Origin of the sequence: Deefgea sp. CFH1-16 (assembly GCF_016881365.1) — a bacterium.
GTDB lineage: Bacteria > Pseudomonadota > Gammaproteobacteria > Burkholderiales > Chitinibacteraceae > Deefgea.
This window is the reverse complement of sequence record NZ_WLYT01000001.1, coordinates 1,605,114-1,630,797: the sequence shown is the minus strand read 5'-3', so window position 1 is coordinate 1,630,797 and position 25,684 is coordinate 1,605,114. Positions and strand designations below refer to the sequence as shown.

Below are 25,684 nucleotides of genomic sequence, written 5' to 3'. Positions count from 1 at the left end.
GATCTTCAAGGTCTTCATCTTTAATCCAACCACTAATACCGCAGCATGCATCGGTTGCGACTTATTTCGTATGTTCCCAGTAATCTGACTGTCGAACTTCATGCAAATCGGCGGTGTTTCGGCATGCACTTGAGATAAACCAATCAGCATAATGATCAAGCAAAGACTCCAATTCAATTAACAAACAGCCGAAAGCAAAGCTCATTCATCGCGAGTGAATGGTTTTGAAATTGTTAGGCAATGTTATTCACTTGTTATCCGTATAAACTGCCATCTCTGATCCAAAGTGAGGCGCGCGGTGCGATTGGTTTCGTACTTATTACCGTGCCAAATCTTACGAATACCCTAGTTGATTTCTGACGACGATTTTATACTGTCGGCGGTTTAATTGAATCCATGCGGTATTGTCACTGCTTCAATTGTTTTTCTCTCTTCTTTGATCGATTCCCCATGTCTTTTTTAAATTCTCGCCGCGTGATGTCGTTGGCGCTTAGCGGCGTGTTGACGCTGACTTTATCCGGCTGCGTGACGCAGGCGACGGAGCAAATTAAGCAATTTTTTAATAGCGCTGGCGTGCAGCAAATTGGCGATTGGGCCGAGCAAGGTTTGGCGGCGCTGACTTCGCCCACGCCACCACCAGTGGGCGATTTAGCACCGCTCAATGCCGAAAACGTGGTGATGGCGACTCGGCAAAATCCGGTTGGGCATCGGGATTTTCAGCAGGCCAAAAAGATATTACCTAGGGTATTTGCCGGTATGGAAGAAGATTTCTACTGTGGCTGCCAATACTCCGGCAAAGTCATCGACTGGGCCAGTTGTAATTATCAGCCGCGTAAAAATGCCGAACGGGCGCGCCGCTTGGAATGGGAGCATGTGGTGCCAGCGTGGGTGATTGGTCATCAACGCCAATGCTGGAAAAACGGCGGGGGCGCAAAAATTGCAGCGCAAATGATGTTATCTATCAAATTGCCGAGGGTGATTTGGTCAATTTGGTGCCAGCAGTGGGCGAGGTGAATGGTGATCGCAGCAATTACGCCTTTAGCGCGTGGACGCGTAATCCACAGCCGATGTATGGCAGTTGCCAAACGATTGTGGATTTTCAAGCCAAAAAAGTGCAGCCCCGCGAAGAAGTGCGCGGCCGCGCCGCGCGAATTACTTTGTATATGCACCAGCAATACCAGCTCAACCTCAGCCGCCAAGATCGCCAACTGATGTGCGCTTGGGCCAAAACCTATCCGGTGGATGCGTGGGAAATCAAACGCGACAAGCGCATTGTCGGGTTACAAGGCAGCGGCAATCCTTTGGTGAGCAACCCTGAGCTATTAGCGCAATATTGCCCGGCTTAATTCGTTGAGTTCGTTGAGTTTGCTGGCGCGCTGGGCGGCAAGCGGGCTAGGCGTTGCCAAACGGCGTGTTTGGCAGCGTCGCTGCTGGTTGACCACGCTTTGATTTCGTCCAAGCTGCGGCGGCAGCCAAGGCAATATTGGCCAGCCGAATCAAGTTTGCATTGCTGAATACACGGTGATGCGACAGTCATGGCCTAGCCTGCAAAAAAACGCGTATTGAACGCGATTGCATGGCGGCTGGCAAGCACTAGGGGGCGGCGCTGCTATCTGCAGGCAGATCGATTTGGTAGCGGTTGGCGATTTGTTGGAGTTCACCCGATAGAGTGAGCTGGCGTAGCGCGGTTTCAAATGCGGCCAGTGCCGCGCTGGCTTTTGGCGCAAACGCAATGCTCAGCGCCGCCTCGGCAAAGGCAGGCTCTTGCCAGCTCACCTTGGGGGCGATAGCGACTAAATCCGGCTGCGACAGCAAATATTCGCCAACGGCTTTTTCTAAAATCGCAAAAGAAATTCGCCCAGCCGCGAGTTTTTTTTAAATTACTTTGATCGTCGTTGGCAACATCAATGTGCACGCCGGTTTTATACAGCGCCGTTGGATAGCCATAATTGCGGACCCCACCCGCAATCCGCCCCCGCAATTGAGTTAAATCTAATAGCGGCACCCGCTGCGCGGTGGGCACATAAAAGCCCAGTTTGCTGATAAAAATCGGGCTCGACGCCCGAAAGCCCCGATCCACATAGCTATTGGGCCACACCCCGATAATGCCGTCGGCGCGATTGGCTTTTAATTCATTCAGCGCCCGCGCCCACGGCACAAAAACAATTTCCAATTGATAGTGCGGCGCTAAGGTTTTTTTGCACCACCTCAATCATTGCCCCTTGCGTGGGCATGGCGGGCGAAGTGTAGGGTGGATATTCTGTCGCCAGCAAACGTAGTTTTTGTGCCGCGCAGCCCAAACTCAAGCTGAGCAACACCATCCCCAAGATCAGACGCATTTTTTGACTCCCGGCCAAATCCGCCACAATCATCCCCAGCCAACTCGGTGCTACACGCTTAGCGAGCCACCGAACACGATTAACCGATACCTCTATAGATTAGCCGCCATCAATCACGGCATCAGGAATTTCGTATTGCTCCGCACCAATTTTGATATGACTGACGTCTTTTTGCTTTTGCTGACTAAAGTCGCCATGCGGCATCGGCGTTGCCGTATAACCCGTTGCAGTACCATGGTCAAAACGAATAATGCGTTGCCCCTGCGCAAGTTGTATCGTCACCTCCGCCGAGCCCTGCCCTTGTCGCACTACGCCAAATTGGCATTCTCGGCTTTGCTGAACAACGCAAGGTATCGTGCCGGTGGCATGGTAAGGCGTACCGCTGACTTTGGCGTCTGCTGGCGGCGTATCGATGGCGACTTTGAGGGTAAATTTCGCGGTTTCATTAGGCCGTGCGGCATTACGCATGATATAAACCCGCAGCGTATATTCGCCACTGGCAGGCAACGCGCCGCGATACGCATTGCCTGCGCTTGCGCCGACAAATATCGCTTCGTCTGATGAACCCGGTGGCAAAATATTGAAATAACTACTGAGCTGGCGGCTGGTATACACCACCGTGAGCCTTTGCCCTGCTTTGGCATTCAAGGTGTAATCGATGTATTGATAGCCTTTAATCTGCCCCTTTAACACCGTGCTCGATTGCCCTTTAGCAAAATGCACTGGTATCGTGGTGAGCTCTTGCGCCTGTACTAGGCTAATGGGAAACAACACACAGACACTCAAAACAAATGCACGAAGAAACATAGGTAAGCTCCAAATTGGCGCACAGCATCATGCAAAGCCCGCGCTTAAAAAAACGCGGTGCAGCGCTATGATTACCAAAACTAGAAACAATCGCAAGTTTTTATGTCAGCAACCACCTACGTGGCCTCAAGCTCACCTGCTTGCAGCAAAAAATCCCGCACTTGGCGCACAATCTCAGCACGCGGTGCGCCAGCAACGCTAGATAAAATCCACGGTGCGGCGGCTAAACGCGGATAGTCCGGCAAAATCAGTAATTGCCCAGTTTGCAAATACTCACTGGCTTGCCGCCGTAACACATAGGCCATCCCATCACCTCGGCAAACGGCATCCAACTGCAAACGCACATCGTCATAAATTCGCCGCCGGCGAAAAGCAGCCAATTGCTGACGAAACTGATGACTTGGGCCATCGTTTTGAAAATCGACCTCTAATGAAATCAGCCCGATCACTTGATGATGCAGATGAACTGGCCGTGCTTGTAATTCAGGCATGCGCTGCGGGCTAACCACGGCCACCCATTCATCGCTGAGCCAAGTGTGATCTTGTACTCCCGCTTGCTGTAACGGCCGCTGGCTAATCAGTAAATCAACGTCAACCTCGTCGATATACCGCGCCGATTCATCCACCGATAGCACCAAACATAGCTCGGGAATCACCGCTTGCAGCGCGGCCAATTGAGGCTGTAACCAACCTTGCAGCAATGCCGCTGGTGCAACAATCACCACCAGTCCGGGGTCAAGATAGGTGTCAATTTGCGCTAAACCCCCAGCTAGCACCGAGAGCGAACGCTGCTGCACGCTGCGCAGCAACACCTCGCCCGCAACAGTGAGCTCAACGCCACGACCAACGCGTAAAAACAAGGGCTGCGCTAGCTGCGTTTCTAATTGCAAAATTTGATGACTAATTGCCGATTGCGATAAGCACAATTCATCGGCAGCCCGCGAAAAGCTACCCAATCGAGCGGCGGCTTCAAAACCCATTAATAATTTAAATGACGGTAGTTTGGCCATGATTGATGAGAAATATTGATAAATTATTGTTAAAAATATCATTTTTCTTCATCAATAAATAGCGTAACAATGCGCTATACCTTCACAGCCACCCAAAGGAAACCCTATGCATCCACGTCGCCGTTTTTTAAAACACACGCTCGGTGCCGCCGGTAGCAGCTTACTACTTGGCGTGGGGATTTCACTGCCCAGCGTAGCCCACGCCAATAGCGACACCGTCTGGACCATGCCAGATGAAGCCGCGGCGCATCGTGCAACGTGGATGGCGTATGGTCCACAAGCGGCGATTTGGGGGCCGCGACTAATGCATGGCGCACGCGCCAATTTAGCCAGCATTGCCAAAACCATTGCGCAATTTGAACCGGTCAATATGCTGGTTGCGAGCGGCAGATTACGATATCGCCGCACAGCAATGCGGCAGTAGTGTGCAGCTGATCGTGCAAGAAATTGATGATTTGTGGATTCGCGATACCGGCGCGGTGTTTGTTAAAAATCAGCAGCACCAGATTGGCGCGATTGATTTTCATTTTAATGGCTGGGGCAATAAACAAAGCCATGCTCGTGATGCACGCGTTGCGGCAATGATGATTCACAGTACCGCAGTCACCGCTTTAGCCACGCGTTTGGTGCTGGAAGGCGGCGCAATTGAAGTCGATGGCGACGGTAGCGCCATCATCACCGAAAGCTGCGTAATCAATGCCAATCGCAATCCGGGCGTGAGCAAAGCCCACATCGAAACCGAGCTAAAGCGTTTGCTTGGGCTCAGCAAAATCATCTGGTTACCCGGCATTGCGGGCCGCGATATTACCGACGGCCATACCGATTTTTATGCCCGCTTTACCGAGCCCGGTGTGTGGTTGTAGCGCATATCGATCATGACCCTGATTCCTACGATTACGCGGTCACACGGCGGCATTTAAAAATATATTACGCGCCGCCACCGATGCCAAAGGCCGTAAACTGGAAGTGATCGAACTACCAGGGCCCAATTCAATTCGCCAGCAGTTTAGTAATGATGAATTTACTGCCGGTTATATTAATTTTTATGTTTGCAATCACGCCGTGATTTGCCCGCAATTTGGCGATAGCAAAACCGATCGCAATACCCGCGATACGCTGCGCGATTTATTTCCTAACCGAGATGTGATTCAACTGAATATCGATGCCATTGCCGCCGGCGGTGGTGGCATTCATTGCGCCACCCAGCAGCAAATAGCCTAAGCAAATAACTGAGGTATTGCCACATAGATCAATTTATATAATATCTAGATGGCAATACCCAATTAGTCAGCAGCACTTGGCATCGGCAAGCCAGCAAGGCCATCGGCCAAATGCCAAGTTTGTGTATAGCCTTTGCCGCGCATTAGGCTGAGGAGTTGCCCGCTGCGCCGGCCACTACGGCAGGCAAGTAACAAGGGCTGATCGAGCGCGATCTGGCTTAACCAAGTCGCCAATTGGCTCAATGGCTGCGCGGCAATGGCCAGCCCAAGCGATGGGCAACACGCGGCTTGTTCCCATTGCTCACGAATATCGATTAAAACCCCAGCCGGATGCGTGGCAATCCATGCGGGGGCAATTGCTCGGCGGTAACCGCGTAGCGGCTAGAGAGTTCTAGGTCTTCGTCTGGCAACGCCACTTGTTCCAGCTGCAGCATATCGTTCAGATGGGATTGCAGAATGTGTCCGGCGAGGGCAATTCGCTCGACGGCGGCGTCGATATCGGCGGCACAAACGTTCGGTGAGATCGACATCCGAATCGCGCTCGATGCGCGCTCTTCCCCTAAGCCCATCGCCATTAACACAAAGCTCGGTTTGGCGTTTTTGCTATTGCACGCCGAACCAGCACTGAGCCGTAAACCCAGCGCGTCAAACAGATCGAGCCAAGCATTTGCTGGGAATGCCGAGTAAAGAAAAATTAATCGTCGTGGCTAAACAATGCTGGCTAGGGCTATTGATCACCAATTGCGGAAAGGCTTGTTGCAGCGCGGTTTTCAGCCGTTGCTGCGCCACAACGAGCGCACCCGCTTGCCACTGCCCAGCCAACAGCGCTTCGCAAACCGCACCTAAAGCCGCAATGCCGGGGAGGTTTTCAGTGCCACAGCGCGCATTGCCCTCTTGCCCGCCGCCCGCCAATAGCCGCGTAAATGGCGCACCAGCGCGCACATACAGCAAGCCTATTCCCTTGGGGGCGTGTAATTTATGCCCCGAAAACGGCGCATAATCAATTCGTAAGCCCAGCCAATCGACGGCCAATTTGCCCAAAGCCTGCACGCCATCGACCAACCATAAGGGCCGCACTGGCAGCGCATCGAGCACACGGGCAATGCCGGCTAAATCGCTAATGGCACCGGTTTCATTATTGGCCGCCATGGTACACACCAAGGCGGCGCCCTTGGCGTTTTCAGCCAGCCAAGACAAATCATGTCGACCTTGTTGATCAACCGGAATCGGCAGTAATTCGACCGTGAGGCCCAAAATTTCGCCCCAATGCGCCAGCGCCTCGGGAACAGCTTTATGCTCAGTGGCCCCGTATAACACCCGCACCGCAGCCGCACCACGTTGTGGATGCAGTGCCGACAGCGCCGCAGTTTGAATGCCTTCGGTGGCGCCGGAAGTAAAAATCAAACCAGCCACAGGCACATGCAGCACCTCAGCAACGGCAGCGCGGGCACGATCGAGCTCAATTCGCGCCCGAATCCCCGCGCCATGCGAGCTGCCCGGATTGCCAAAATTATCGCTAAGTACCCGAATCATCGCCGCTTGCGCCGCAGGCAAAATCGGCGTGGTGGCATTCGCATCCAGATAAATTTCACTGCAGTGTGTGGCAGTCGCGTCAGTCATCGGGGCTCACCTTTAATTTGGATTGAACCATTGTGCGACCAATGATCAGGCAATTCAATCTGCAAACGGCTGACAAATTACCCAGCGAACCCACAATCGGCCAAAGTTAGATCACCATCAACAGATGGCCAGATGAGCATAAGCTGAGGCGATAAGGCCCCAGCTTATTGGCTTAAGCCCGAGCTGCTTTGGCGGCGGCCAAGCGTTGCGCGGCGTCGCGCAACATGCTTTCGGTACTGGCCCAATCAATACAACCATCGGTGACCGAGCAGCCGTAAATCAATTGCGATAAATCAGCGGGGATTTTTTGGTTGCCAACGACCAAGTTCGACTCGATCATCACGCCCACCAAAGCTTGGCTACCGTTGACGACTTGATTAATCACGTCATTCATCACCAGTGGCTGTAATTCCGGCTTTTTATAGCTATTGGCATGCGAGCAATCGACGATGATATTGCACGGTAATTTAGCTTTTTTCAGCGCTTGCTCGGCCATTGCCACCGATACGGTGTCGTAGTTTGGTCGACCATCACCGCCACGCAGCACCACATGCCCGTATTGATTACCACGCGTACGCACAATCGATACTCGGCCTTGGCCGTTCAAGCCCAAGAATGAATGCGGGTGCGAAGCGGATAAAATCGCATTAATCGCAATACTGATATCACCATCGGTACCATTTTTAAAACCCACTGGCGTGGATAGGCCGGATGACATTTCACGATGCGTTTGCGATTCGGTGGTGCGCGCGCCAATCGCCGTCCAGGCAATTAAATCGCCCAGATATTGTGGCGAGATCGGATCGAGCGCTTCGGTGGCGGTCGGCAAACCTAGCTCGCACACGTCGAGCAAAAAGCGCCGCGCTTTTTCCATCCCCAAATCCACTTGGAATGAGTCATCCATAAATGGATCGTTGATATAGCCTTTCCAACCGGTCGTGGTGCGTGGTTTTTCAAAATAAACCCGCATCACTAGCAATAAGCTGTCTTTGACTTCGGCTTGCAGTGCCTTCAAGCGGCGCGCGTATTCTAAACCGGCGACGGGATCATGAATCGAGCACGGGCCAACCACCACAATCAATCGATCATCTTGTCGATCGAGAATGTTTTTTTAAGGCTTCACGGCCAGCATCCACCACTTGGGCGGCGGATTCAGAAAGCGGTAAACGGGCATGTAATTCTTCGGGTGAGGGCATCGCGTCAAACGAAGTGACGTTGATATTCTCTAAGTCTTGGCTGTTCATCGTGAAGTCGATCAAAAGAGGAAAGCCAATGAGTATAAACGAAGGCGTTGCGCCGTCGAGCACGAGTCATGCTTTTGGCATCGGGAAAATCATACAAACTATAGGTATTGCTAGGTAGATTTTTAAAAATAAAGCCTAGATGGCAATACCCATTCAAATTGCGGGGATTTAGATTAGGTTTGATGATTTTAATTTAAGTGCCTACGGCACATTGTTTTACAGTCGCAGTCAGTGGCGGCTCCCTCTTTCTTTGACTCGCCAAAGAAAGAGGGGGAAAGAAAGGCGACCCGAGCGCGCGCCCAGCTCCGCTGTTCCCTCGATCGATCGTGAGCCAAACGATAAAACTGTTTGTCTCTGACTCACTCGGTGCGCTTGGACGGGTTGTTAAGCCCCAGACCAACCAGCGTGGCTCAGCAACTAAGCTCAACTGGTCTAAGCCATCGCAAGATCGGCATTACAGCAACGATGAATCATCGTTACGTATCGGCCCTATCATTCGGCTCATCGTATCGTCTTTAATAATGCGTTGATGCCACAGCCCAGCGCCGACGTGCAAAATGACTAACCACAGCAGCGCATTGCCCAAAAATTCATGCACGTCTTTCACGTCTTTGGCGGTTTCTGGGGTCATGGTGAACAGCGTTGGCAAAATCCAACCGAAAAAATCTACCGGTTTACCAAAACCTTGAATAAAGGCCACGCCCAAAATCGGCATGCAAAACATAAGTGCATATAAAACCCAGTGCGTTAAATCTGCGACTTTCATAATCAAGGGTGCTGGACTGGGCGTAATCTGCGGCGTGCGATTGGCGGTGCGCCAAATAAAGCGTGGGATTACCAACCAAAAAAACGATGATGCCTGCTTGCTTGAATATGCGCCATTTGCAAATTACCGCGCCACGGATCGCCTTTGGGAAAATACCCCTTGAGCTCAATACACGCCAAAGCCGTAATCACCGCGATGGCACAGAGCCAATGCAATAGCCGAGCTACTTTGCCATAGCTATGGCGAGTATTTTTTAGCATGTTTTACCCCAAGAAGTGCGTGATTAGATTTAATACAAACTTTCAGTCTATTGACGACTAAATGCAAGCATTAGTCAAACATTGCCGTGGTGCTCAAGGGTTCAATCGCGATTTTATGTTTTGGGCTGGCTAATTCACTGCGGTTGCGACCCGCATCTTTAGCCCGATACAAGGCCATATCAGCATAAGCGATGGCCGTATCTAAGGTATTGCTGGCATAGGCGACCTCGACAATCCCTGCCGAAAAAGTCACTGGCATTGGTGTGCCATTGACTAAAGCGGGTTGGGCACGTAATTGTTCGCGCCAACCTTCAGTCAGTCGCAAGGCTTGGGCGGCGCTGGTATCGGGCAAAATGACTAAAAACTCCTCGCCGCCCAAACGAAATAGCAGATCAGTTTGCCGGCTATAGCGGCGTAATAATTGCGCCATATGCCGTAAAACTTCATCGCCTGCGCTATGCCCATAGTGATCATTAATGGTTTTAAAGTGATCTAAATCGATCATCACCAAGCTAATGACTTGCTGTTGCTGAGTACTTTGGCTGAGTAAATGAGGGGTGACTTCATCCAAAAAGCGCCGATTATGCAAATTAGTTAATGGATCCAGAATCGCCGCTTGGTGCAGCTGTTGCTGTAGTTGCGCGTTCGATTCCAATTGCGCTTCGAGTGAAATCAGCGCCTGCTGTAAAGCCAACTGACTCTGTTTATGATGAGTGATATTACGCAGCACCAGCAACAGACCAATCGGCTGCTGCAAATAGTAAATGGTAACCGAGCGCAAATCAAAATACGCGTCGCCCAATTGCAACTCAAACTCCACCGGGAGTAATCGATCCCATAAAGTCGGCAATAAATGATCGAAAGAAGGTAGTAGTTTGAGCGGCAGACCAATTGCATTGGCCGGCATATTGGGTAACGCTCGCGCGGCGTGATTCAATCTAGCGATTTGCTGCTGATCATTAATCACCAAAACAGCATCGGGGATGGCATCAAATAACACATCATGTGCGATCGGCAATAAATCAAACCATTGTCGACGGGTAATGAGCCAATAAAAAATCCCGCCCATCACGAAAAAACTAAACGGTGTTGGATCAAAATCAAACAGCGTGACCAATCCGGTTAAATGCGCGGCATTGGCTAACCACGGAACCGCCATCGCGACGACCAGACCGAGATAATGCTGTCGATACAGTGCATTGGCGCGCGCCAGGGCATTAATAATAACCAACATACTCAAGGTCATATAACCGTATAAATACAAGGCACATAAATAAAACCATGGGCCATGTTCATAGCGAATTGCCGCCCCCGGCGCTTCGCTCACCGGTAATGTGCTCAAATACAGCCAATGATGCTGATCATTGGTAAAAGCAAGCAATCAAGCAGGTTAGCAGCGGCATCAACCACAGCGCCAATTGCCCAAACCAAGTTGGACGACGATTATCGCCTTTGACAAAGGCCCAAACAAATAGCGTCCAATAGCAAGGCACCGTCACAATGCCTAGCCACGCCAGTTTGGCCCATAGAATTTTATCTGCCGGTGCAGTTTGCCAGTTTTCCATCCCCGCGGCGCCACTCCACCATGCGGAAGCGAGCAGCATGCAAACATAATAGAATTTTGCAGGAAATGCATTACGCCGCGCAGTCAATAGCGCCAACGCAAGCGTAAAGATCGCGCAGCTGAATAATAAAAATGCCGGCCAATTCATCGCTTTGGCCTGTATTGACCACTCAGAATAGTGATCAAAGATAGGGAGTAAGTGCTCATTTTCTGATTGTAAAGCATCGCTGCCGATTCAATTCGATTCACTGGCTAGCTGTCTAATTTCATAGACAATCTAGCATCGGCAGATGCTTTACTGCTTGATGCTTACAACGTGTTGATCTTTGTCGACGGATAGCGTGCAGCAACTGTCATCGTTATTTGTGATCGCAGCGCCTTGCAAATCAGAGTCTAAGCTTGCTTTGCGAATCAGCACCAGCACATTGATAGTTTTTTGCTATGAAAACTGTGCAAATATTCAACTGGCCCTTTTAAATGAGAACGAATATCATTTGCAAATCAAACCAATTGACCGAACAGGATAAAATCATGGCTAAGACGATTACTTTTGCAATGGTGCACTTTACCGTGGCATTTAGCGTGGCGTACTTGATTACCGGCAGTTTAGGTATGGCGGGCTTTTTGGCTTTGATTGAACCGATGGTCAATACCGTGGCGTACTTCTTCCATGAAAAAGCGTGGGATGCTTACCGTTCAAGCAGCAGCAAACCAGACACACTCCTCACGTGAAGCCATGTATCATCATCATGAGCGACGAAGATATTGTTTTAATAAAGATTTATAACCAAGCGCGAATACCGCCAAAATCAATAGTGCAAAAATCAGCGCACTAGTAATTTTGGCGTGGTAGATACCGTTTATTATCCACGGTGAAACACTTGCTTGGCTTAAGCCAGCATCAGGCGATGGTGCACCAGCGCCGTGATTATTGTCGAAACTACTTTAAAACATCGTGACTTCACGCGATGTAAAAAAACTAAAAGATCAGCCCCGAATACGAACAAACGCTAAACATCACATCAAGCCAGATGCTCGCAAGCTGGCTTTAGCGAGCTCAATGCGTTTGGGTAAATCTGCGGCACTCGGTATATCCATATTCAAGGCAAAACTATAAATTTTGCCCTTCTGCTCTACCCAACCGACAAACCAACCTGTCGATGGTTGTGTTCTACCAGTCCAGCCCGTTTTGCCATACAGCACCCAATCTGGACCACTTTCTAAACGGATAATATCGCGCACAGCGGCTTGCTGCTGCTTTGCATTTGGCAATGTCCCCTGCGCTAGACGCGCCAAAAATTGCGTTTGCTCGATGGCGCTAATCTTTAGCGAGCTGTTAAGCCAAAATTGATCGATGCCACCGCCAATTTTTCGATTTCCATATTGCAAGGCATCTAATTGCTGCTGCATGGATGCCAAACCGATGCGCCGTGCCAACTCTTGATAGGCCGACACATTTGATACCGCAATCGCACCACGCAACCCCATATCGTGTTCCCATGATTTTAAGTACTGCGGGGTACCGTCATAGCGATAAAAAACTTCATCCACGCTACTAACTGCATTTGTCGTCAAACCAATCAGACTGCTGGGAATTTTAAACGTTGAAGCTGGTGAGTAAGGCGTCTGCGCGCGCTTAGCATTATGCCCACTAAAGCGCTGCCCGCTCACGTCGAACAATACAAACGTGCCTTGCGCGTGCGCCGCTTTAAATTGTGCTGAGACTTGCGGGCTGGGCTTGATATCAACTGCAAAAAACTTTGGCTAGTAATAAATAGGAAAATCAAACTGATTAAACGCGGCATAAAATTTTGGCACCCATGAATGAGCCACGTATTTTGCCGCATCATATATGGCCGAACGACGCTGTAATAATGCCATTTAGGGTTGGTGATGCACGGCCAACCAAATGGCACCATCGCTGACGCGCAAAACAGTATGCGGCGTTTGCGCCGGCAAAAAGAGATAATCGCCCACCGCCAACAACACGCGTTCACCCGCCACATCCATCTCGGCTTCGCCCTGCAGCAGCAACACCCATTCATCTTGCGTTTGCACGTATTGAGTCGAGGCAATTTTAGGTGAACTGACTATCCGCTCGATCAGTAAACCCTGCTGCGAGAGCAACGCTGAAAACGTTTCACCACTTGCTGGTACGACAGCATCGGTATAAATATTTTGAATTTTCATCGTTCAATCTCGATACATACGCGTGAAAACGCCCACAGCAAGTGGGCGTTTTTAAATCAAAATCGCGTTCTTTATTTTTGCGAGTCAATATCAACCAGCGATTCTTCACCTTTGGTGGTGATGAAATGACCGACTTCGCCTTCACGCGTTTCAACATGGCCTTTACGCAATAAAAACGCCAGTGCTTCACCGTTGATTTTTAGCGTTGGATTGATTTTTAATTGGCGCAGACTCTCGATACACAGCGTCATAAAAATCGTCTGTTTACCCAAATCAGTGATTTGCAAAATCCCGGTTTTGCGCTCATAAGCGGCTAATTTTTGCCCAGTGAGGGCTTTTACATTTTTAAATACCGCGTGGCTTAAACGGGTACTTTTCAAACCACGACTCACTTCAACCAGCGCCGCCATTTCATCTTTAGATAGTTTTGTACTCATCAGTTACACCTCAATTCACTTTATTGCTCGACATGGTACGCGTCCATGCTCGCCATAGGGAAACTCAAAGCTCATTTTATGCGCAGATTTAAGCGGCAAAGCGCATTTTTAACGCTTTTACAATGCGATTACCCAACGACAACGATTCAGCACCGAGCCGCGAACCAAAAACACGGCGAGTAAATCAACAATTCGCCGCGTTTTTTCAGCGAAAACAACATCCTTAACGCCAAATCAATAACGCACCGCAGATCGTGTCATCAGCAGTGCGTTATTGATTGCTCACATGAATTTATTTTTTGGCTAAAACATTGCCCAGTGCTTGTAGTAATAAAGCAATGTTTTCACGCCGCGCCGCATAACCCATCAAACCAATCCGCCAGGCTTTTCCTGCCAAAGCGCCAAGACCAGCACCGATCTCTAAATTATAGTCTTGCAGCAACTGGCTCCGTACCGCAGCATCATCTACCCCAGCCGGAATAAACACTGCATTCAGTTGTGGCAAACGCGCTTCAGCAGGCACAACAAATTCAATACCGAGTTTTTCTAAACCATCGCGCAATTCAAGATGCATGGCTGCATGCCGCGCCCAGGCGGCTTCTAAGCCTTCTTCGGCCAATAAACGCAAAGACTCGTGCAAGGCATATAAAGCATTAACCGGTGCAGTGTGGTGATAGCTGCGCTTGGCTCCACTCCCGTTTCCCCAGTAGGCCATGACCAAGGTTTGATCAAGAAACCAACTTTGTACGGGGGTTTTACGCGCTTTAAGTTTTTCGACCGCGGCAGCAGAAAACGATAATGGCGATAATCCCGGCACACACGACAAACATTTTTGGCTGCCAGAATAAATCGCGTCAATTCCCCATTCATCAACGCGCAATTCAATGCCACCGAGCGACGTTACGGCATCCACAATACTTAAGCAGTCATATTGCTTGGCCAAAGCGCACAGCGCTTTAGCGTCTGATCGTGCGCCGGTTGACGTTTCAGCATGAACAAACGCCAAAAACTTTCGCATCTGGATTGGCCTTGAGCGCGGCTTCTACGGCATTGGGATCGACCGGCAATCCCCATTCGCTATCGACCAAAACGGCAATCGCCCCGACCCGCTCAACGTTTTGTCGCATCCGCTCGCCAAATACGCCATTGCGGCACACGATGACTTTTTCACCCGGCTCGACCAAGTTAACAAAACACGCCTCCATCCCCGCCGAACCCGGCGCAGAAACCGCCAAAGTCATTTCGTTTTGAGTTTGAAATGCATACTGCAACAACAATTTTACTTCATCCATCATGCCAACAAACACCGGGTCTAAATGCCCTAGCGTTGGCTTGGCTTGAGCTGCCAATACCGAAGGATAAACATCAGAAGGCCCCGGCCCCATTAAGGTACGTTGTGGAGGAAAAAAAGGTTGAATGCTGGGCTTAAGCAGTGTTGACATCGGCATAACAAACTCCGCTAGAATAAGTGATGGCCTATTATGGCTGGCTGTCGCCAAGCGGTCACGCCTTTGCAATTGGGCGTACCGATCTAAGACAGTCTGCGCAAAATAAGTACCCTTGGCACTACAGGAATACACCATGAATTGCACCGGATGCGGCGCGGCACTGCCCGTTGACCAACTCGTTTGCAGCTATTGCGGCTTATATAATGCCGTTGATTTACTGGCCATCCGCGATTTCAAAATACTGGCGGAGCACAGTGAATTACTGTGTCCCAATCAATGTGGTGATCTGCAACTACTGCAATTAGGTGCACAACACACCACGGTCGGTCATTGTTCCAGCTGCAAAGGGCTGCATTTTTCACCTGGCGCACTGCCGATTGTGCTCGATCATGTGGCAGCGCAAGTTCGCGAAATCAATCATGGGCGAATTCGACAAATCATCATTGAGCGCATTAAACCTGAAGTCGTGCGCTACAAACCTTGCCCTGCCTGCAATAAGATGATGAATCGCCGAGCTTTTAGCCGGCACATCGCGGTGATTGTCGATGAATGCCGCGAGCATGGTGTTTGGCTCGATGGTGGCGAATTTAGTATTTTGGCTGAATGGATGGAAGCCGGTGGCCAACAATATGTACTGGCAGAAACCGAACGCCAAACCAGAATCGACGCCGCCAATGGCCAAGTCGATGCGATTCGCTATACCGCCGACTCGCCCAAGCCCAACGAAATGCCCGAAAGCATCGACGATTTTTTCCGCTCACCCAAGCCCAACGCATCATTCAGCGAAAATGTACCTGCATGGTGTGTTGGCGTCGTTTTAACCCTCTTGCTGTTCTTTTTACTCGGTCTGAGCTGGCCGGTTTATTTACTCGCACTCGCCACTGGCATCGCGTGGCATTGGCGCTAATGCTTTCCAGCGTCATCCATCAAGGTATATCACTCCAGGTATTTTATTTAAAACACCTATGAGCGATACCCATTGTGGCTCGTCAACATTTAACGTTTTTTATTATCGCCTTGAATCGACGATAAAAAATCGCTTGATTGACTTGAATTTGCCGCCGTTAATCAGAAAGCACAGACTTACCAAAACATGACATTGATTCATGCGCCGATCATTTTCTTCATTTTCAACCAAGCACCTTGCCAATCTAAAACATGTAGTAAGGATTAGCTTGAGTGAAAAACGAATCAGTACAGCACCTACGCGCTAATTCCTCATAAACTACAAAACAATAGAGTAAGTTTCGTGTATTATACAGTCAGAAAAACATACCACCCCATTGTGATTCATTTGGCATTCACGATCATCGGCCTTGTATGCTGACCAGTGATCAGCAATATTACCAACCTCATTGACCTGCACTGGAGCTCACCATGCGTAACATCCTGATTGCTTTACTTTTGTCTGCTCCTGCTCTAGCACAGGCCAATTTAGTACAAGATGCTAGTTTTGAAGAAACAGTGGTTCCGAATGGAACTTGGAACGTCTTTGCCAGCGTTGGCACTGGCGGTGTTTGGCAAAGTATCTCGGGCGCGGGGATTGAAATCCAACGCAATGTGACTGGCCCTGCATCACAAGGTCAACAATTTGTTGAGCTTGACAGCCATACCAATAGTGCCATGGCGCAATCGCTTGGCACTACAGCGGGCCAAAATTACAGTTTAAATTTTGACTTTACTGCCCGGCCAAATACCACCGTTGCCACCAATGGCTTACAAGCTTTTTGGATTAACACCCTTGGTGCTGGCGCAACAACCGCCAGTATTCTCGCGGCAACAACAGTGAGCAATATGATTGCCGATTTGCACCCCAACGCGGTAGCAAGTAATACTTGGCAAACCTTTAGTCAAGGTGTAGTCGGTAGCGGAACCGGTTATAGTTATTTAGTTTTTTAAAGCGACCGGCACGTCCGATAGCTATGGTACTTATATCGACAATGTCAATGTTGCCCCAGTGCCCGAGCCTGAAACATACGCCTTAATGGGTATCGGCTTAGTGGGCTTACTTGCAGCAGCTCGCCGAAAACGACTTCATTCGCACTAATCTGCAATAGCTCGAATCACCCAGTTACACCGGCACATATTCAATGCCGCTCATTGCAATAATGAGCGGCATTTTGTATTCCACCTTGCAGTGATCGACAACGTCAGCGCGAAAAATCTGCTCCGCAGCAAACGGCAATTTTCCACACCTTAAAAATGCCTACATCCTATTTTCCACTACGTACTTTTGCTAAACAAAAAATGGATATAACCTTTGTTTTTATATGTTTTTTATTTTGGCAAAATGTAGTAAATTCGTAAATATTGCCAACAAATAAGAAACATTCCTACATGCAAATCGATCCCGTTGTGCTGTTTTTCTTGCTTGGCTTAGCTGCAGGCTTGGCAAAATCAGATTTAAAACTACCTAGTGCACTCTATGAAACGTTATCGGTATTTTTATTACTCGCCATCGGTATTAAGGGCGGCTTAATTCTGGCCAAACAACCGATCTTGACCTTGTTACCGCAAGCCCTGCTCGTCATCTTTATGGGCGCGCTGATTCCATTACTGATTTACCCACTACTTCGCATCAAACTCAGCCAAGTCGATGCCGCGAGCATAGTGGCGCATTATGGCTCGGTGTCGGTCGTGACTTATGCGGTTGGCGTGGCTTTTCTGGCGCAAAAACAGATTAGCTTTGAGCCACAAATGACCTTGTTTTTAGTGCTACTCGAAATGCCCGCGCTGATGATTGGCGTCGTGCTGGCGCGACTTGGTCCTAATGCTGCGCAATCGGGTCATGGCTGGCGCAAACTACTGCACGAAGTCTTTCTTGGTAAAAGCATGGTGCTCCTAATGGGTGGCTTACTTATTGGCGCTTTGGCTGGGCCAGAAGGCATCAAACCGCTTGATTTGCTGTATATCGATTTATTCAAACCGGTATTAACGCTGTTTCTACTCGAAATGGGCTTAGTCGTCGCTGGCAAAATGGGGATATTACGCCAGCAAGGTTTGCTGGTCCTCAGTATCGGGATTGTTTTACCGCTACTGCTCAGCTGGGTCGGTATTGGTTTTGGCTTACTGATGGGCCTCTCATTGGGCGGCTTAACCTTGATGGCGATTTTGGCCGCCTCGGCATCATATATTGCAGCACCAGCGGCAATGCGCATGGCGTTACCCCAAGCCAATCCAGCACTCTCGCTCGGTGCCGCACTTGGCGTAACGTTTCCGTTTAACATCCTCGTGGGCGTGCCGCTTTATCATCAATTTGCTGGCTATGCGGCTTAAGGAGCTATGCGATGACTTTCCATACCCGAACACTACTCACCATCGTCACCGAAGCGGTGCTTGAAAATGATTTAATCGCTTTATTTGCAACCAGATCGATTCGCGGCTGGACAATTGTTGCCGCACGCGGCAACGGAGAACACGGTGAAAAACATGGCAATTTTGATGCCAATGAAAATATTCAAATTGAACTGATTATGGACACAAGACAAGCTGAACAATTGGCGCTCGCAGTGCACCAGCAATTTGGCGCGCATTTTGCTTTGGTGCAATGGCTGAGTGAAGTGCGTGTATTGCGAGGTGATAAATTTTAGTTTAATCAAAAGCCCAATTAAAGCGATTGATTGGCAAACAAAGCCGAGCTGCCGTAGTGATACGGCGGCCACCAGCAAGACAAACCTTAAAAAACGCGGTGGTTCATCCAGGCATTCTCTCTGCTTAAGCAAAGTACTGCTGTAAATGCTGTTGATAGCGTAAAAAGTCGCCGGCAATATCTGGCTGCTTAATCACATCAGCACAAATGAATGTTGGTAATGCGCTCATCCCCAAAAATTCATTGGCCTTATGAAATGGTAAATACACCGCATCAACGCCGGCACCAGCAAAAAAATCATCCTGCTCGGTAAAGGCACTCATCGGCGCATTCCACGTGACTGAAAGCAGATAGGTTTTGCCTTGCAATAACCCACCCGAACCATATTTTTGCTCCGGATTTGAGCGAGAACGGCCGTCGCTGTGATACAGCACGCCATGCCCTGCAGTAAAAACTTCATCGATGTATTTTTTTAAAATCCCACGGCGCCCCCATCCACCAAGCCGGCATTTGATAAATGAGGGTATCGGCCCACAAGATCTTATTAATCTCATCTGCAAGCACATACCCTTGATCAATATGGCTCGCTTGCACTTCATGCCCTTGCGCTTGCAAGGTCATTTGCGCCAAATCACTTAAAGCTTGATTCAATTGTCCCTTAGAATGCCCAAATTCTTTTGCCGCATTAATAATTAAAATCCGTGACATGGAGGCCCTTTATCCTGCTTGATTTGAAGTTTCAGATCATGAACTTACCAATAAAACACATCAAAATAAAGGTAATAAACCCATCAATACCCATACAATCAATTGCCGACATTCATTCAATCTGGCTATTTTCTTAGTGAAATAATGCATATGTCTTGACGTGGATCTTGGTGAGGCCGATGATAACCTTGCTTAGCACCTGTCACAAAACTTACCAACAAAAACCATCTATTTTTCATTGTTATGTTTAGAAATTTATTGTTCTATCTCGTACTATTTTTTGCTGCTCGCTGCTTTGCCGCACCACAAGAGATTGATCTAGCCAATGGCGAATGGCCACCATTGCTTGGTGCCAACCTGCCGCAATATGGTTACGCCAGCCAAATTGTCAGCCGCGCATTTGCGCTAGAAAATATCCATGTTAAATATCGATTTTATCCATGGAAAAGAGCGCTCGACGAAGCGCGTCGCGGCAATGTGCAAGGCAGTTTGCTTTGGATTGATAACGCTGAACGGCGACAAGATTTTTTATATAGCCAACCGGTTTATCGCAGCAAAGTCGTGCTATTTTTTAATCGCGATCGGCCGATTGATTGGTCGCAGCTCGATGACTTAAAGGGGCATCGACTGGGTGTCACGCATGGCTACTATTACGGGAAAGCATTAACTCAATTAATCCAAAGCCAACAACTACAAAGTGATATTGGCATTAACGATGCACAAAACTTTGCCAAACTTCTCGCCAAACGTATCGATGCTTTTCCTTGTGAAGAGGCGGTTGGCATGCACCTCATTCGCCACAATTTAGGCAGCAAAGCCTTAGAGCAAATCAATATCAGCACACAAATTATTCATGAAGAGCCCATGTATTTATTGATTAGCCGAAAAACACCCAATGCCGAACTCTTGCTGCAACGCTTTAATCAAGGACTGGCCAAAATGCACGCAAGCGGGGAATTAAACGCCATTTTAAATGGCTGCCCAACTGCGCTAAGGCAGAAGTACGCATCGCTCATTCGCAAGGGGTGTTAGTATGAAAAACGATTCATCAATTGCACCTCTGCCCCGCCGTTTACTCCTCGCCTTGCTAAGCGCCCTGCGCCCTGTCGGTTCGACTAGCATTCAGTGCTGCACATGCCCAAGGCTGTCATGCTCCATGCTGTTCCGTTTGGCTATCAAGTCAAACAACTCCCCATCACCATCGCTGGCGGGGCTGATCTCAATATTCGCGCTTTACTCGATCGACAACAATTTTATGACCCCCTGGGCGAAGCTGAAGCCGCAGGGATTTCTGAATCCTGCTGGCCTTTATTTGGGCAAATTTGGCCTTCATCACAAAAACTCGCCGATTTAATGCAAAGCTATGATTTAGGTGGCCGCCGTGTACTCGAAATCGGCTGCGGCTTGGCACTGGCGAGTATGGTGATTCATCGCCGGCTCGGCGATATTACCGCCAGCGATTGCCATCCACTCACCGAGCAATTTCTAAAGGCCAATTTACAACTCAATACCCTGCCAAAATTAAAATATTGCACCGGTAACTGGGGACGTATCAATCCTGATTTAGGCGAATTTGATCTGATTATTGGCAGCGACGTGCTGTATGAGCGTGGACATCCTGAAGTGTTGGCGGCCTTTATCAATCAACATGCCGCAGACACAGCCGAAATTTTAATTATCGATCCCAATCGCAGTAATCGTAGTGCCTTTCATAAGCAAATGGCCCTGCGTGGCTTTAGTCTGCATGAAACCATGCTGACCCAAGCGCTCAACGACGGTAGCGCCTATCGTGGCCGACTTCTACAGTATCTACGTTCAGATCCACGATAAAAATAAACCATTGGGAACAAAGCCATAGCGTATGGGTCTAGTAAAAAACCACTTTATAAGGGCACATCATGCAAGTCGCACAACAACAAGCCATTCTCACCATTGCGCTACTGGCCGCGTTTGCCGATGGCAATAATGATGAACGCGAGCGCGAACATATCCGCGGATTAGCCCAGTCTTTAGGCCAAGACAGCGGCATTGATTTAACCCGCTTATATCAAGATGTTTTATTTAAGCGCGTGAACTTGGCCTCAGTGTGTATGCAATTGAGTAGCGAGGCCGAGCGCCAATTTGCCTATGAGATGGCGGTGTGCGTCTGCGATGCCGATGGCAGCACCTGCGCGGCAGAACAGCAATTTTTGGCCGAGCTAAAATCATGTTTAGCCCTCAACAACCCGACAACCACCTTGTTTCAGCAAGAAGCAGATTCCTTGGTCGCTGCCGCACAAAGCAGCGTGCCGGTATTTAATCCTCAACCTAGCGAACCAGCTGCTCGGCCTACGGTGGATCAAGCGGCCATCGATAGCAGTATTTTAAAATCAGCCATCCTCAATGGCGCGCTGGAAATACTGCCGCAAACTTGGGCCTCGGTAGCGATTATTCCATTGCAAATCAAAATGGTTTACAACATTGGTCAACGCTATGGCTACGAATTAGATCAAGGCCATATCCGCGAATTTTTATCCACCGTCGGTGTGGGCTTAACTTCGCAATATCTCGAACAATTTGGCCGTAAACTGGTCGGTGGTTTGTTCGGTAAAGTTGGCGGTAAATGGGGCAAGACTTTAGGTGGCGCAGCAACCGGCATGGCATTTTCTTTTGCCAGCACCTACGCCTTAGGCCAAGTTGCCAAACGCTATTACGCTGGTGGGCGCCAAATGAGCGCCGCTTTGCTCCAGCAGAGCTTTCAAGAAACCTTGGCGCCGGCAAAAGATCTGCAAACTAAATACCTGCCAGAGATTCAGCAGCGAGCCAGCACACTCAATGCCACTGAAATCATGGCCTTAGTCAAAGGCAAGTAAAGGGTATCTCATCGCAGCCTTTTTTCATAAAAGGCTGCATTACAATACCCTTTAATACTGCAGTGCTTCTAGTGTGAACTAAAACTAGGCTGAGCAATCTCTAATCGATCAGATCGGAGCGCTTAACAAGTCAAAACCACACCCAGCTGAATCATCATCTAAAGTACGATTCAATCTCTTGCGATCGGTGTTCAACACCAGCGCAAGCAGCACCATACTCATCAATCAATACCCTTTAAATATTTAGAACCATCACCGACTAGCCACCAATGCCTCGGCGGAATTAACACGTCGAATTTGAACGTTTCTCCCCCTCAAATCGACCATTGGGCTGAAGACAATAACAGTGTGAAATTTTTGCTTATGATGGTTCATCCGCCGCCAAAAACGCAATGGGCTACGGATAATGTGATGAAAATCACCTGAATTTGGGTATTTTTCTATAGCTTAATGGCATAGATAGTGTTTTGATTGCCCTTATCAATTTTTATGAAAGGAATACACCATGAAACGTGCTCTTTTACCGGCATTAGTCGCTTTCAGTTTAGTCGCAACTGGCTGCTCAAACATGTCAAAAACAGAAAGTTCAGTCCTTGGTGCCCTCGGTGGCGCCGCCCTTGGCGCGGGGATTAGCAAAGTATCCAAAGGTAGCCACACTGGCCGCGACGCCGCAATTGGTGCCGCAGCAGGTGCATTAGGTGCCTATATGTGGTCATCACATATGGAAAAACAACGCCTCGCAATGGAACAAGCAGCGCAAGGCACAGGCATTGAAGTCAGCAAAACACCCAACAATGAATTAAAACTCGAAATCCCTGCGGATTTCTCATTTGCCGTCGGTAGCTCAACAATTAAACCAAGCATGAAACCGATTCTAAATCGCTTGGCACAAACATTAAATCAAAACCCATCAACGCAAGTACGTATTGTTGGCTACACCGACAATACCGGTAGCGATGCAATCAATAATCCATTATCAGTGAATCGTGCCGCAGCAACGCGTAACTATCTTGCCAGCCAAGGGGTGGCCAGTCAGCGCATGACAATTGATGGCATGGGCTCAAGCAACCCCGTGGCTAGCAACGACACCGCAGCGGGTCGTGCACAAAACCGCCGAGTGGAGATTTTTGTTGCCGAGCCAGCACAGCAATAAGCATTGCCTGTGTAATTGGGCACAAAAAAAAACACCGCCATTTTAAATTGGCGGTGTTTTTTGTATTCGCGCAAGCTGCTTAACCGCGGCTAGTCACTACCAACAAGTGATAACCAAATTGCGTTTTCACTGGGCCTTGCACTTCATTTAATGGCGCGCTAAAAACGACTTTATCAAACTCAGGCACCATCATGCCAGGGCCAAACGAGCCCAAAGCACCACCTTGTGCCGAAGATGGGCAGCTTGAATTGGCTTTAGCAACGGCAGCAAAATCAGCACCCGCTAAAATTTCTTGTTTCAGTGCTTCGCACTGGGCTTCAGTTTTTACCAATAAATGGCTGGCAGTAGCTTGAACCATGAACAACTCCTACAAAGACTTGGCTTTAATTAAATGAATACATCTGAATATTTTTATAGATGGCGATGAAAGTCATAATTTCAAGCAGAACAACCCGATTCAATCGATCAACAGCATTCCCATTGCAAAGCTGGAAAATTTGCAGCAAAAATACATCACCATATAAGTAAAAACCCATACATTGCTAAGTATCACTTATAATTTATAACAAAATAATTTTGCAGTTGGTTTGAAGAAAGGTTTCGAATGAATTTAGAAGAATTTTTTGAAGACTTTGCCACGGTCTACACCAAGCTCGATGTCGATGGCGTCTGCAATTTATTTGCCATGCCTTTTTTTACGCTCATCAATGAAGAACGCACCGATTGGCCCGAAATGGATGCGCTACGTGAAACCACGCACGCATTATTTACTTGGTACGCAGCACAAGGCTTTCACGACGCCACCTATACCATTCTCAGCATCATGCAAAATCAGTGCTGATTTAGCCAGCGCTCAATTACGCTGGCGCGTCATTCGCAATGATGGCAGCCCATGGGAATACCAAACTAGCTATCACCTCAAACGTATCGAACAAACGTGGAAAATCGCCGGAGTGATTCAATTTGAAAATGGCGCAGCCGACCAAAAAATCCATTTTTATGATCCAGAACGTCGCCAGCAGCAAACGCCTTTATTGGCTATAGATCGCCGCAAACAACAGGCTCCGCTGTTAGTACAAGCAGAAGAAGCACTGCGCGATATCATTCATCGCCCCACTCAGTACTCATAAGTTAGGCTGTTTATTTTATGCAACAGCATGTAGTTAGTTTTTACTTACTACATCAGTTTGCGCTTATATATAAACCATGTGCCATCGCCGCCGAGTGCCATCATGGAAAAAACTATTTATTCTAAAACCTCAATCGGCCAGCAGGAAATAGCGCAGCGCAGCGGTTTAATCAGCCAAAAAGAGCGGCAGATCCTGCTCTTGATTGATGGCAGCCGACATCATTACGCTTTGATTGAAATGCTGCCACAGATCGATGTAGTCGAGATTCTTTTAAAGCTACAACACCTGGGATTAATCAACTCAGCAACACCGGAACAAATCCTCAATCAACGCACATTCACCGGCCCGAGCACGCTCGCGCCCGATCTAGGGCAAGACCTTAAGCAGCAGCGCCAAATCGAAGCGGCACGCCAAGTCATTATGCAAGTGACACAAAAATATCTCGGACAAAATTGGGAGCAGCGCTTAGCTGAATTATTGAGTAGCGTTCGTCGTGCAGAAGATTTTGCCCCGATTGTCGAACAATGGGGTATTGCACTGCGCCGTTCCGGCTACCGAGGTGCCGCCGATCTAGGCGAGCGAGAAGTCAAAGCGGCCTTAAGCAACTAAGCAAGGTAACAGGGGGGTATTTATAGCTAGCTTATATTCGTAAAGCGCTGCCGATAAATACATCTGAATTAAAAAATTGCAGACAATAAAAAAAGAGCCGCATCGCGACTCATTTTTATACAATTCTTGGCAGGGGAAGAAGGATTCGAACCTTCGCATGCTGGAATCAAAATCCAGTGCCTTAACCAACTTGGCGACTCCCCTAGCGACTAGCCTTGTTGACTGTGTGAATCACATTCAGCAAGTTAGGGGGCGGATAATACCCTATATTTTTTTAAAACGGTAAGTCTTTTTTTTAAAATATTTTTGTTTTTTTTTTGCCATTCTGATAAAAATCAGTACCTTAGGGTCTATTGACGTTTGGTTTGCCAACCGCGTTTGCGCGGCTTTTGGCCTGAGGCAAGGCACGAAGCGCGCAGCGTAGTCATTCTACGCCAGCGCTTTGTAACGCAGCATCAGGCCAAAATCCGCCAAACCCTGTGGGCTGGGCGCTTTTCGCGGCGACTCTGTGTTGTAGCAAGCTCACATAGCATGACTATGCATCGCTTACTACGCCTTGATTCGCCGCGAAAAGCACTCCAGCGCGGGGGGAAACCAAACGTCAACAGACCCTAGCGCTCAGCAATTAATTCAACATCGCCCGCCTATCCAAACTTCACGATAGAATGAAGCCGCTTTCCCACTCGGATTTTTTTGCATGTCGCATCATGATTTCGCCATTTCTGCTCAAAAGCCCCA

The 25,684-nt window shown here is 48.7% G+C and carries 38 protein-coding genes, 1 tRNA gene and 1 pseudogene; 18 read left to right on the top strand and 22 right to left on the bottom strand.

Going from position 1 to position 25,684, the window contains the following annotated elements; genetic code table 11:
• Positions 1-450 precede the first annotated feature (450 nt).
• Together GKO28_RS19685 and GKO28_RS09060 are read left to right on the top strand one after the other, a co-directional pair.
• The gene (locus tag GKO28_RS19685; protein ID WP_247646451.1) at positions 451-1,014 is read left to right on the top strand and encodes a hypothetical protein; all 564 of its coding nucleotides are present in this window, start codon (positions 451-453) and stop codon (positions 1,012-1,014) included.
• Complete coding sequence (locus GKO28_RS09060) at positions 1,002-1,346, top strand: endonuclease (protein WP_307838972.1); 345 nt, start codon at positions 1,002-1,004, stop codon at positions 1,344-1,346. Before GKO28_RS19685 ends, GKO28_RS09060 begins: the two co-directional genes overlap by 13 nt.
• Here the strand turns inward: GKO28_RS09060 and GKO28_RS09055 are convergent.
• From GKO28_RS09055 to GKO28_RS09035, 5 genes are all read right to left on the bottom strand, one after another.
• Positions 1,343-1,537, bottom strand: coding sequence for a DUF1289 domain-containing protein (locus GKO28_RS09055; protein ID WP_182076042.1), 195 nt, complete (start codon positions 1,535-1,537; stop codon positions 1,343-1,345). The two genes, GKO28_RS09060 and GKO28_RS09055, sit on opposite strands and share 4 nt — an antisense overlap.
• Before the next feature lie 153 nt (positions 1,538-1,690).
• A complete protein-coding gene (locus tag GKO28_RS19680) occupies positions 1,691-2,158 on the bottom strand; it encodes a hypothetical protein (RefSeq protein WP_247646449.1) in 468 nt (155 codons plus the stop codon).
• A complete protein-coding gene (locus GKO28_RS09045; protein ID WP_182076041.1) occupies positions 2,133-2,339 on the bottom strand; it encodes a hypothetical protein in 207 nt (68 codons plus the stop codon). Before GKO28_RS09045 ends, GKO28_RS19680 begins: the two co-directional genes overlap by 26 nt.
• 99 nt (positions 2,340-2,438) lie before the next feature.
• Positions 2,439-3,146 (bottom strand): PPC domain-containing protein, encoded by a 708-nt coding sequence (locus GKO28_RS09040; RefSeq protein WP_182076040.1) that lies wholly within the window; start codon positions 3,144-3,146, stop codon positions 2,439-2,441.
• Positions 3,147-3,262: 116 nt separating this feature from the next.
• The gene (locus GKO28_RS09035; RefSeq protein ID WP_182076039.1) at positions 3,263-4,156 is read right to left on the bottom strand and encodes a LysR family transcriptional regulator; all 894 of its coding nucleotides are present in this window, start codon (positions 4,154-4,156) and stop codon (positions 3,263-3,265) included.
• Positions 4,157-4,262: 106 nt separating this feature from the next.
• On the opposite strand from GKO28_RS09035, the gene GKO28_RS21360 reads away from it, so the two are divergent.
• From GKO28_RS21360 to GKO28_RS21350, 3 genes are all read left to right on the top strand, one after another.
• Positions 4,263-4,580 carry an agmatine deiminase family protein gene (locus tag GKO28_RS21360; RefSeq protein WP_203564308.1) on the top strand — a complete coding sequence of 106 codons (318 nt, stop codon included), beginning with the start codon at positions 4,263-4,265 and terminating at the stop codon, positions 4,578-4,580.
• 1 nt (position 4,581) lies between these two features.
• Entirely contained in the window at positions 4,582-5,019 is a 438-nt protein-coding gene (locus tag GKO28_RS21355; RefSeq protein ID WP_203564055.1) for an agmatine/peptidylarginine deiminase, read from the top strand.
• 103 nt (positions 5,020-5,122) lie between these two features.
• Positions 5,123-5,377: an agmatine deiminase family protein gene (locus GKO28_RS21350; protein ID WP_307838971.1), complete on the top strand. Its 255-nt coding sequence runs from the start codon at positions 5,123-5,125 to the stop codon at positions 5,375-5,377.
• Between the two features lie 62 nt (positions 5,378-5,439).
• Here the strand turns inward: GKO28_RS21350 and GKO28_RS09015 are convergent, their stop codons facing one another.
• The 9 genes from GKO28_RS09015 to GKO28_RS21340 all read right to left on the bottom strand — a co-directional run bounded on the left by GKO28_RS09015 (position 5,440) and on the right by GKO28_RS21340 (position 10,978).
• Positions 5,440-5,619 carry a hypothetical protein gene (locus tag GKO28_RS09015; RefSeq protein ID WP_203564054.1) on the bottom strand — a complete coding sequence of 60 codons (180 nt, stop codon included), beginning with the start codon at positions 5,617-5,619 and terminating at the stop codon, positions 5,440-5,442.
• A 71-nt stretch (positions 5,620-5,690) separates the two neighbouring features.
• A complete protein-coding gene (locus GKO28_RS09010; RefSeq protein ID WP_203564053.1) occupies positions 5,691-5,951 on the bottom strand; it encodes a hypothetical protein in 261 nt (86 codons plus the stop codon).
• 70 nt (positions 5,952-6,021) lie between these two features.
• The gene (locus GKO28_RS09005; protein ID WP_203564052.1) at positions 6,022-6,996 is read right to left on the bottom strand and encodes a cysteine desulfurase family protein; all 975 of its coding nucleotides are present in this window, start codon (positions 6,994-6,996) and stop codon (positions 6,022-6,024) included.
• A gap of 172 nt (positions 6,997-7,168) precedes the next feature.
• A complete protein-coding gene (locus GKO28_RS09000) occupies positions 7,169-8,071 on the bottom strand; it encodes a 3-deoxy-7-phosphoheptulonate synthase (RefSeq protein ID WP_307839094.1) in 903 nt (300 codons plus the stop codon).
• 10 nt (positions 8,072-8,081) lie between these two features.
• Positions 8,082-8,240 carry a hypothetical protein gene (locus GKO28_RS19670; protein WP_247646447.1) on the bottom strand — a complete coding sequence of 53 codons (159 nt, stop codon included), beginning with the start codon at positions 8,238-8,240 and terminating at the stop codon, positions 8,082-8,084.
• A gap of 454 nt (positions 8,241-8,694) precedes the next feature.
• Positions 8,695-9,081 carry a cytochrome b gene (locus GKO28_RS08995; RefSeq protein WP_247646446.1) on the bottom strand — a complete coding sequence of 129 codons (387 nt, stop codon included), beginning with the start codon at positions 9,079-9,081 and terminating at the stop codon, positions 8,695-8,697.
• Complete coding sequence (locus GKO28_RS19665) at positions 9,075-9,266, bottom strand: hypothetical protein (RefSeq protein WP_247646445.1); 192 nt, start codon at positions 9,264-9,266, stop codon at positions 9,075-9,077. The genes GKO28_RS08995 and GKO28_RS19665 overlap by 7 nt, the downstream gene beginning before the upstream one ends.
• Before the next feature lie 70 nt (positions 9,267-9,336).
• Positions 9,337-10,647, bottom strand: a complete 1,311-nt coding sequence (locus tag GKO28_RS21345; protein WP_182076038.1) for a diguanylate cyclase — start codon at positions 10,645-10,647, stop codon at positions 9,337-9,339.
• Entirely contained in the window at positions 10,628-10,978 is a 351-nt protein-coding gene (locus GKO28_RS21340; RefSeq protein WP_182076037.1) for a histidine kinase N-terminal 7TM domain-containing protein, read from the bottom strand. The genes GKO28_RS21345 and GKO28_RS21340 overlap by 20 nt, the downstream gene beginning before the upstream one ends.
• A gap of 383 nt (positions 10,979-11,361) precedes the next feature.
• Between GKO28_RS21340 and GKO28_RS08980 the strand changes: the two genes are divergently transcribed.
• Entirely contained in the window at positions 11,362-11,562 is a 201-nt protein-coding gene (locus GKO28_RS08980; protein ID WP_182076036.1) for a DUF2061 domain-containing protein, read from the top strand.
• A 285-nt stretch (positions 11,563-11,847) separates the two neighbouring features.
• Here the strand turns inward: GKO28_RS08980 and blaOXA are convergent, their stop codons facing one another.
• From blaOXA to GKO28_RS08955, 5 genes are all read right to left on the bottom strand, one after another.
• Positions 11,848-12,573, bottom strand: a complete 726-nt coding sequence (gene blaOXA / locus GKO28_RS08975) for a class D beta-lactamase (protein WP_182077443.1) — start codon at positions 12,571-12,573, stop codon at positions 11,848-11,850.
• Between the two features lie 138 nt (positions 12,574-12,711).
• A complete protein-coding gene (locus tag GKO28_RS08970; RefSeq protein WP_182076035.1) occupies positions 12,712-13,020 on the bottom strand; it encodes a cupin domain-containing protein in 309 nt (102 codons plus the stop codon).
• A gap of 71 nt (positions 13,021-13,091) precedes the next feature.
• Complete coding sequence (locus GKO28_RS08965) at positions 13,092-13,457, bottom strand: hypothetical protein (RefSeq protein WP_182076034.1); 366 nt, start codon at positions 13,455-13,457, stop codon at positions 13,092-13,094.
• A gap of 292 nt (positions 13,458-13,749) precedes the next feature.
• Positions 13,750-14,475: an alanine--glyoxylate aminotransferase family protein gene (locus GKO28_RS08960; RefSeq protein ID WP_203564051.1), complete on the bottom strand. Its 726-nt coding sequence runs from the start codon at positions 14,473-14,475 to the stop codon at positions 13,750-13,752.
• Positions 14,444-14,905, bottom strand: coding sequence for an alanine--glyoxylate aminotransferase family protein (locus GKO28_RS08955; RefSeq protein ID WP_203564050.1), 462 nt, complete (start codon positions 14,903-14,905; stop codon positions 14,444-14,446). Before GKO28_RS08955 ends, GKO28_RS08960 begins: the two co-directional genes overlap by 32 nt.
• Before the next feature lie 133 nt (positions 14,906-15,038).
• Between GKO28_RS08955 and GKO28_RS08950 the strand changes: the two genes are divergently transcribed.
• From GKO28_RS08950 to GKO28_RS08930, 5 genes are all read left to right on the top strand, one after another.
• Positions 15,039-15,812: a hypothetical protein gene (locus GKO28_RS08950; RefSeq protein ID WP_182076033.1), complete on the top strand. Its 774-nt coding sequence runs from the start codon at positions 15,039-15,041 to the stop codon at positions 15,810-15,812.
• A gap of 470 nt (positions 15,813-16,282) precedes the next feature.
• Positions 16,283-16,804 carry a hypothetical protein gene (locus tag GKO28_RS08945; protein ID WP_182076032.1) on the top strand — a complete coding sequence of 174 codons (522 nt, stop codon included), beginning with the start codon at positions 16,283-16,285 and terminating at the stop codon, positions 16,802-16,804.
• 58 nt (positions 16,805-16,862) lie between these two features.
• Positions 16,863-16,952, top strand: coding sequence for a PEP-CTERM sorting domain-containing protein (locus tag GKO28_RS22775; protein WP_203564049.1), 90 nt, complete (start codon positions 16,863-16,865; stop codon positions 16,950-16,952).
• A gap of 290 nt (positions 16,953-17,242) precedes the next feature.
• Positions 17,243-18,181, top strand: a complete 939-nt coding sequence (locus tag GKO28_RS08935) for a sodium-dependent bicarbonate transport family permease (protein WP_182076031.1) — start codon at positions 17,243-17,245, stop codon at positions 18,179-18,181.
• Between the two features lie 11 nt (positions 18,182-18,192).
• Positions 18,193-18,495, top strand: a complete 303-nt coding sequence (locus GKO28_RS08930) for a P-II family nitrogen regulator (protein WP_182076030.1) — start codon at positions 18,193-18,195, stop codon at positions 18,493-18,495.
• A 124-nt stretch (positions 18,496-18,619) separates the two neighbouring features.
• On the opposite strand, the pseudogene GKO28_RS08925 reads toward GKO28_RS08930, so the two are convergent.
• A pseudogene (locus GKO28_RS08925) lies at positions 18,620-19,202 on the bottom strand (NAD(P)H-dependent oxidoreductase).
• A 258-nt stretch (positions 19,203-19,460) separates the two neighbouring features.
• Between GKO28_RS08925 and GKO28_RS08920 the strand changes: the two are divergent.
• From GKO28_RS08920 to GKO28_RS08905, 4 genes are all read left to right on the top strand, one after another.
• The gene (locus GKO28_RS08920) at positions 19,461-20,234 is read left to right on the top strand and encodes an ABC transporter substrate-binding protein (RefSeq protein ID WP_203564048.1); all 774 of its coding nucleotides are present in this window, start codon (positions 19,461-19,463) and stop codon (positions 20,232-20,234) included.
• A 117-nt stretch (positions 20,235-20,351) separates the two neighbouring features.
• Positions 20,352-21,032 carry a methyltransferase gene (locus GKO28_RS08915; RefSeq protein ID WP_182076028.1) on the top strand — a complete coding sequence of 227 codons (681 nt, stop codon included), beginning with the start codon at positions 20,352-20,354 and terminating at the stop codon, positions 21,030-21,032.
• 68 nt (positions 21,033-21,100) lie between these two features.
• The gene (locus tag GKO28_RS08910) at positions 21,101-22,054 is read left to right on the top strand and encodes a YcjF family protein (RefSeq protein ID WP_182076027.1); all 954 of its coding nucleotides are present in this window, start codon (positions 21,101-21,103) and stop codon (positions 22,052-22,054) included.
• Positions 22,055-22,559: 505 nt separating this feature from the next.
• On the top strand, positions 22,560-23,207 hold the full coding sequence (locus GKO28_RS08905) for an OmpA family protein (protein WP_182076026.1): 648 nt from the start codon (positions 22,560-22,562) through the stop codon (positions 23,205-23,207).
• A 79-nt stretch (positions 23,208-23,286) separates the two neighbouring features.
• Here GKO28_RS08905 and GKO28_RS08900 read toward each other — a convergent pair whose 3' ends face one another.
• Positions 23,287-23,565, bottom strand: coding sequence for a peptidylprolyl isomerase (locus GKO28_RS08900; protein ID WP_182076025.1), 279 nt, complete (start codon positions 23,563-23,565; stop codon positions 23,287-23,289).
• Positions 23,566-23,811: 246 nt separating this feature from the next.
• Between GKO28_RS08900 and GKO28_RS08895 the strand changes: the two genes are divergently transcribed.
• The 3 genes from GKO28_RS08895 to GKO28_RS08885 all read left to right on the top strand — a co-directional run bounded on the left by GKO28_RS08895 (position 23,812) and on the right by GKO28_RS08885 (position 24,946).
• A complete protein-coding gene (locus GKO28_RS08895; RefSeq protein WP_182076024.1) occupies positions 23,812-24,048 on the top strand; it encodes a hypothetical protein in 237 nt (78 codons plus the stop codon).
• On the top strand, positions 23,954-24,337 hold the full coding sequence (locus tag GKO28_RS08890; protein ID WP_182076023.1) for a hypothetical protein: 384 nt from the start codon (positions 23,954-23,956) through the stop codon (positions 24,335-24,337). Before GKO28_RS08895 ends, GKO28_RS08890 begins: the two co-directional genes overlap by 95 nt.
• A 102-nt stretch (positions 24,338-24,439) precedes the next feature.
• On the top strand, positions 24,440-24,946 hold the full coding sequence (locus tag GKO28_RS08885; RefSeq protein WP_182076022.1) for a hypothetical protein: 507 nt from the start codon (positions 24,440-24,442) through the stop codon (positions 24,944-24,946).
• Positions 24,947-25,073: 127 nt separating this feature from the next.
• Here GKO28_RS08885 and GKO28_RS08880 read toward each other — a convergent pair.
• Positions 25,074-25,150 (bottom strand) — tRNA-Gln (locus tag GKO28_RS08880).
• Between the last annotated feature and the right edge of the window lie 534 nt (positions 25,151-25,684).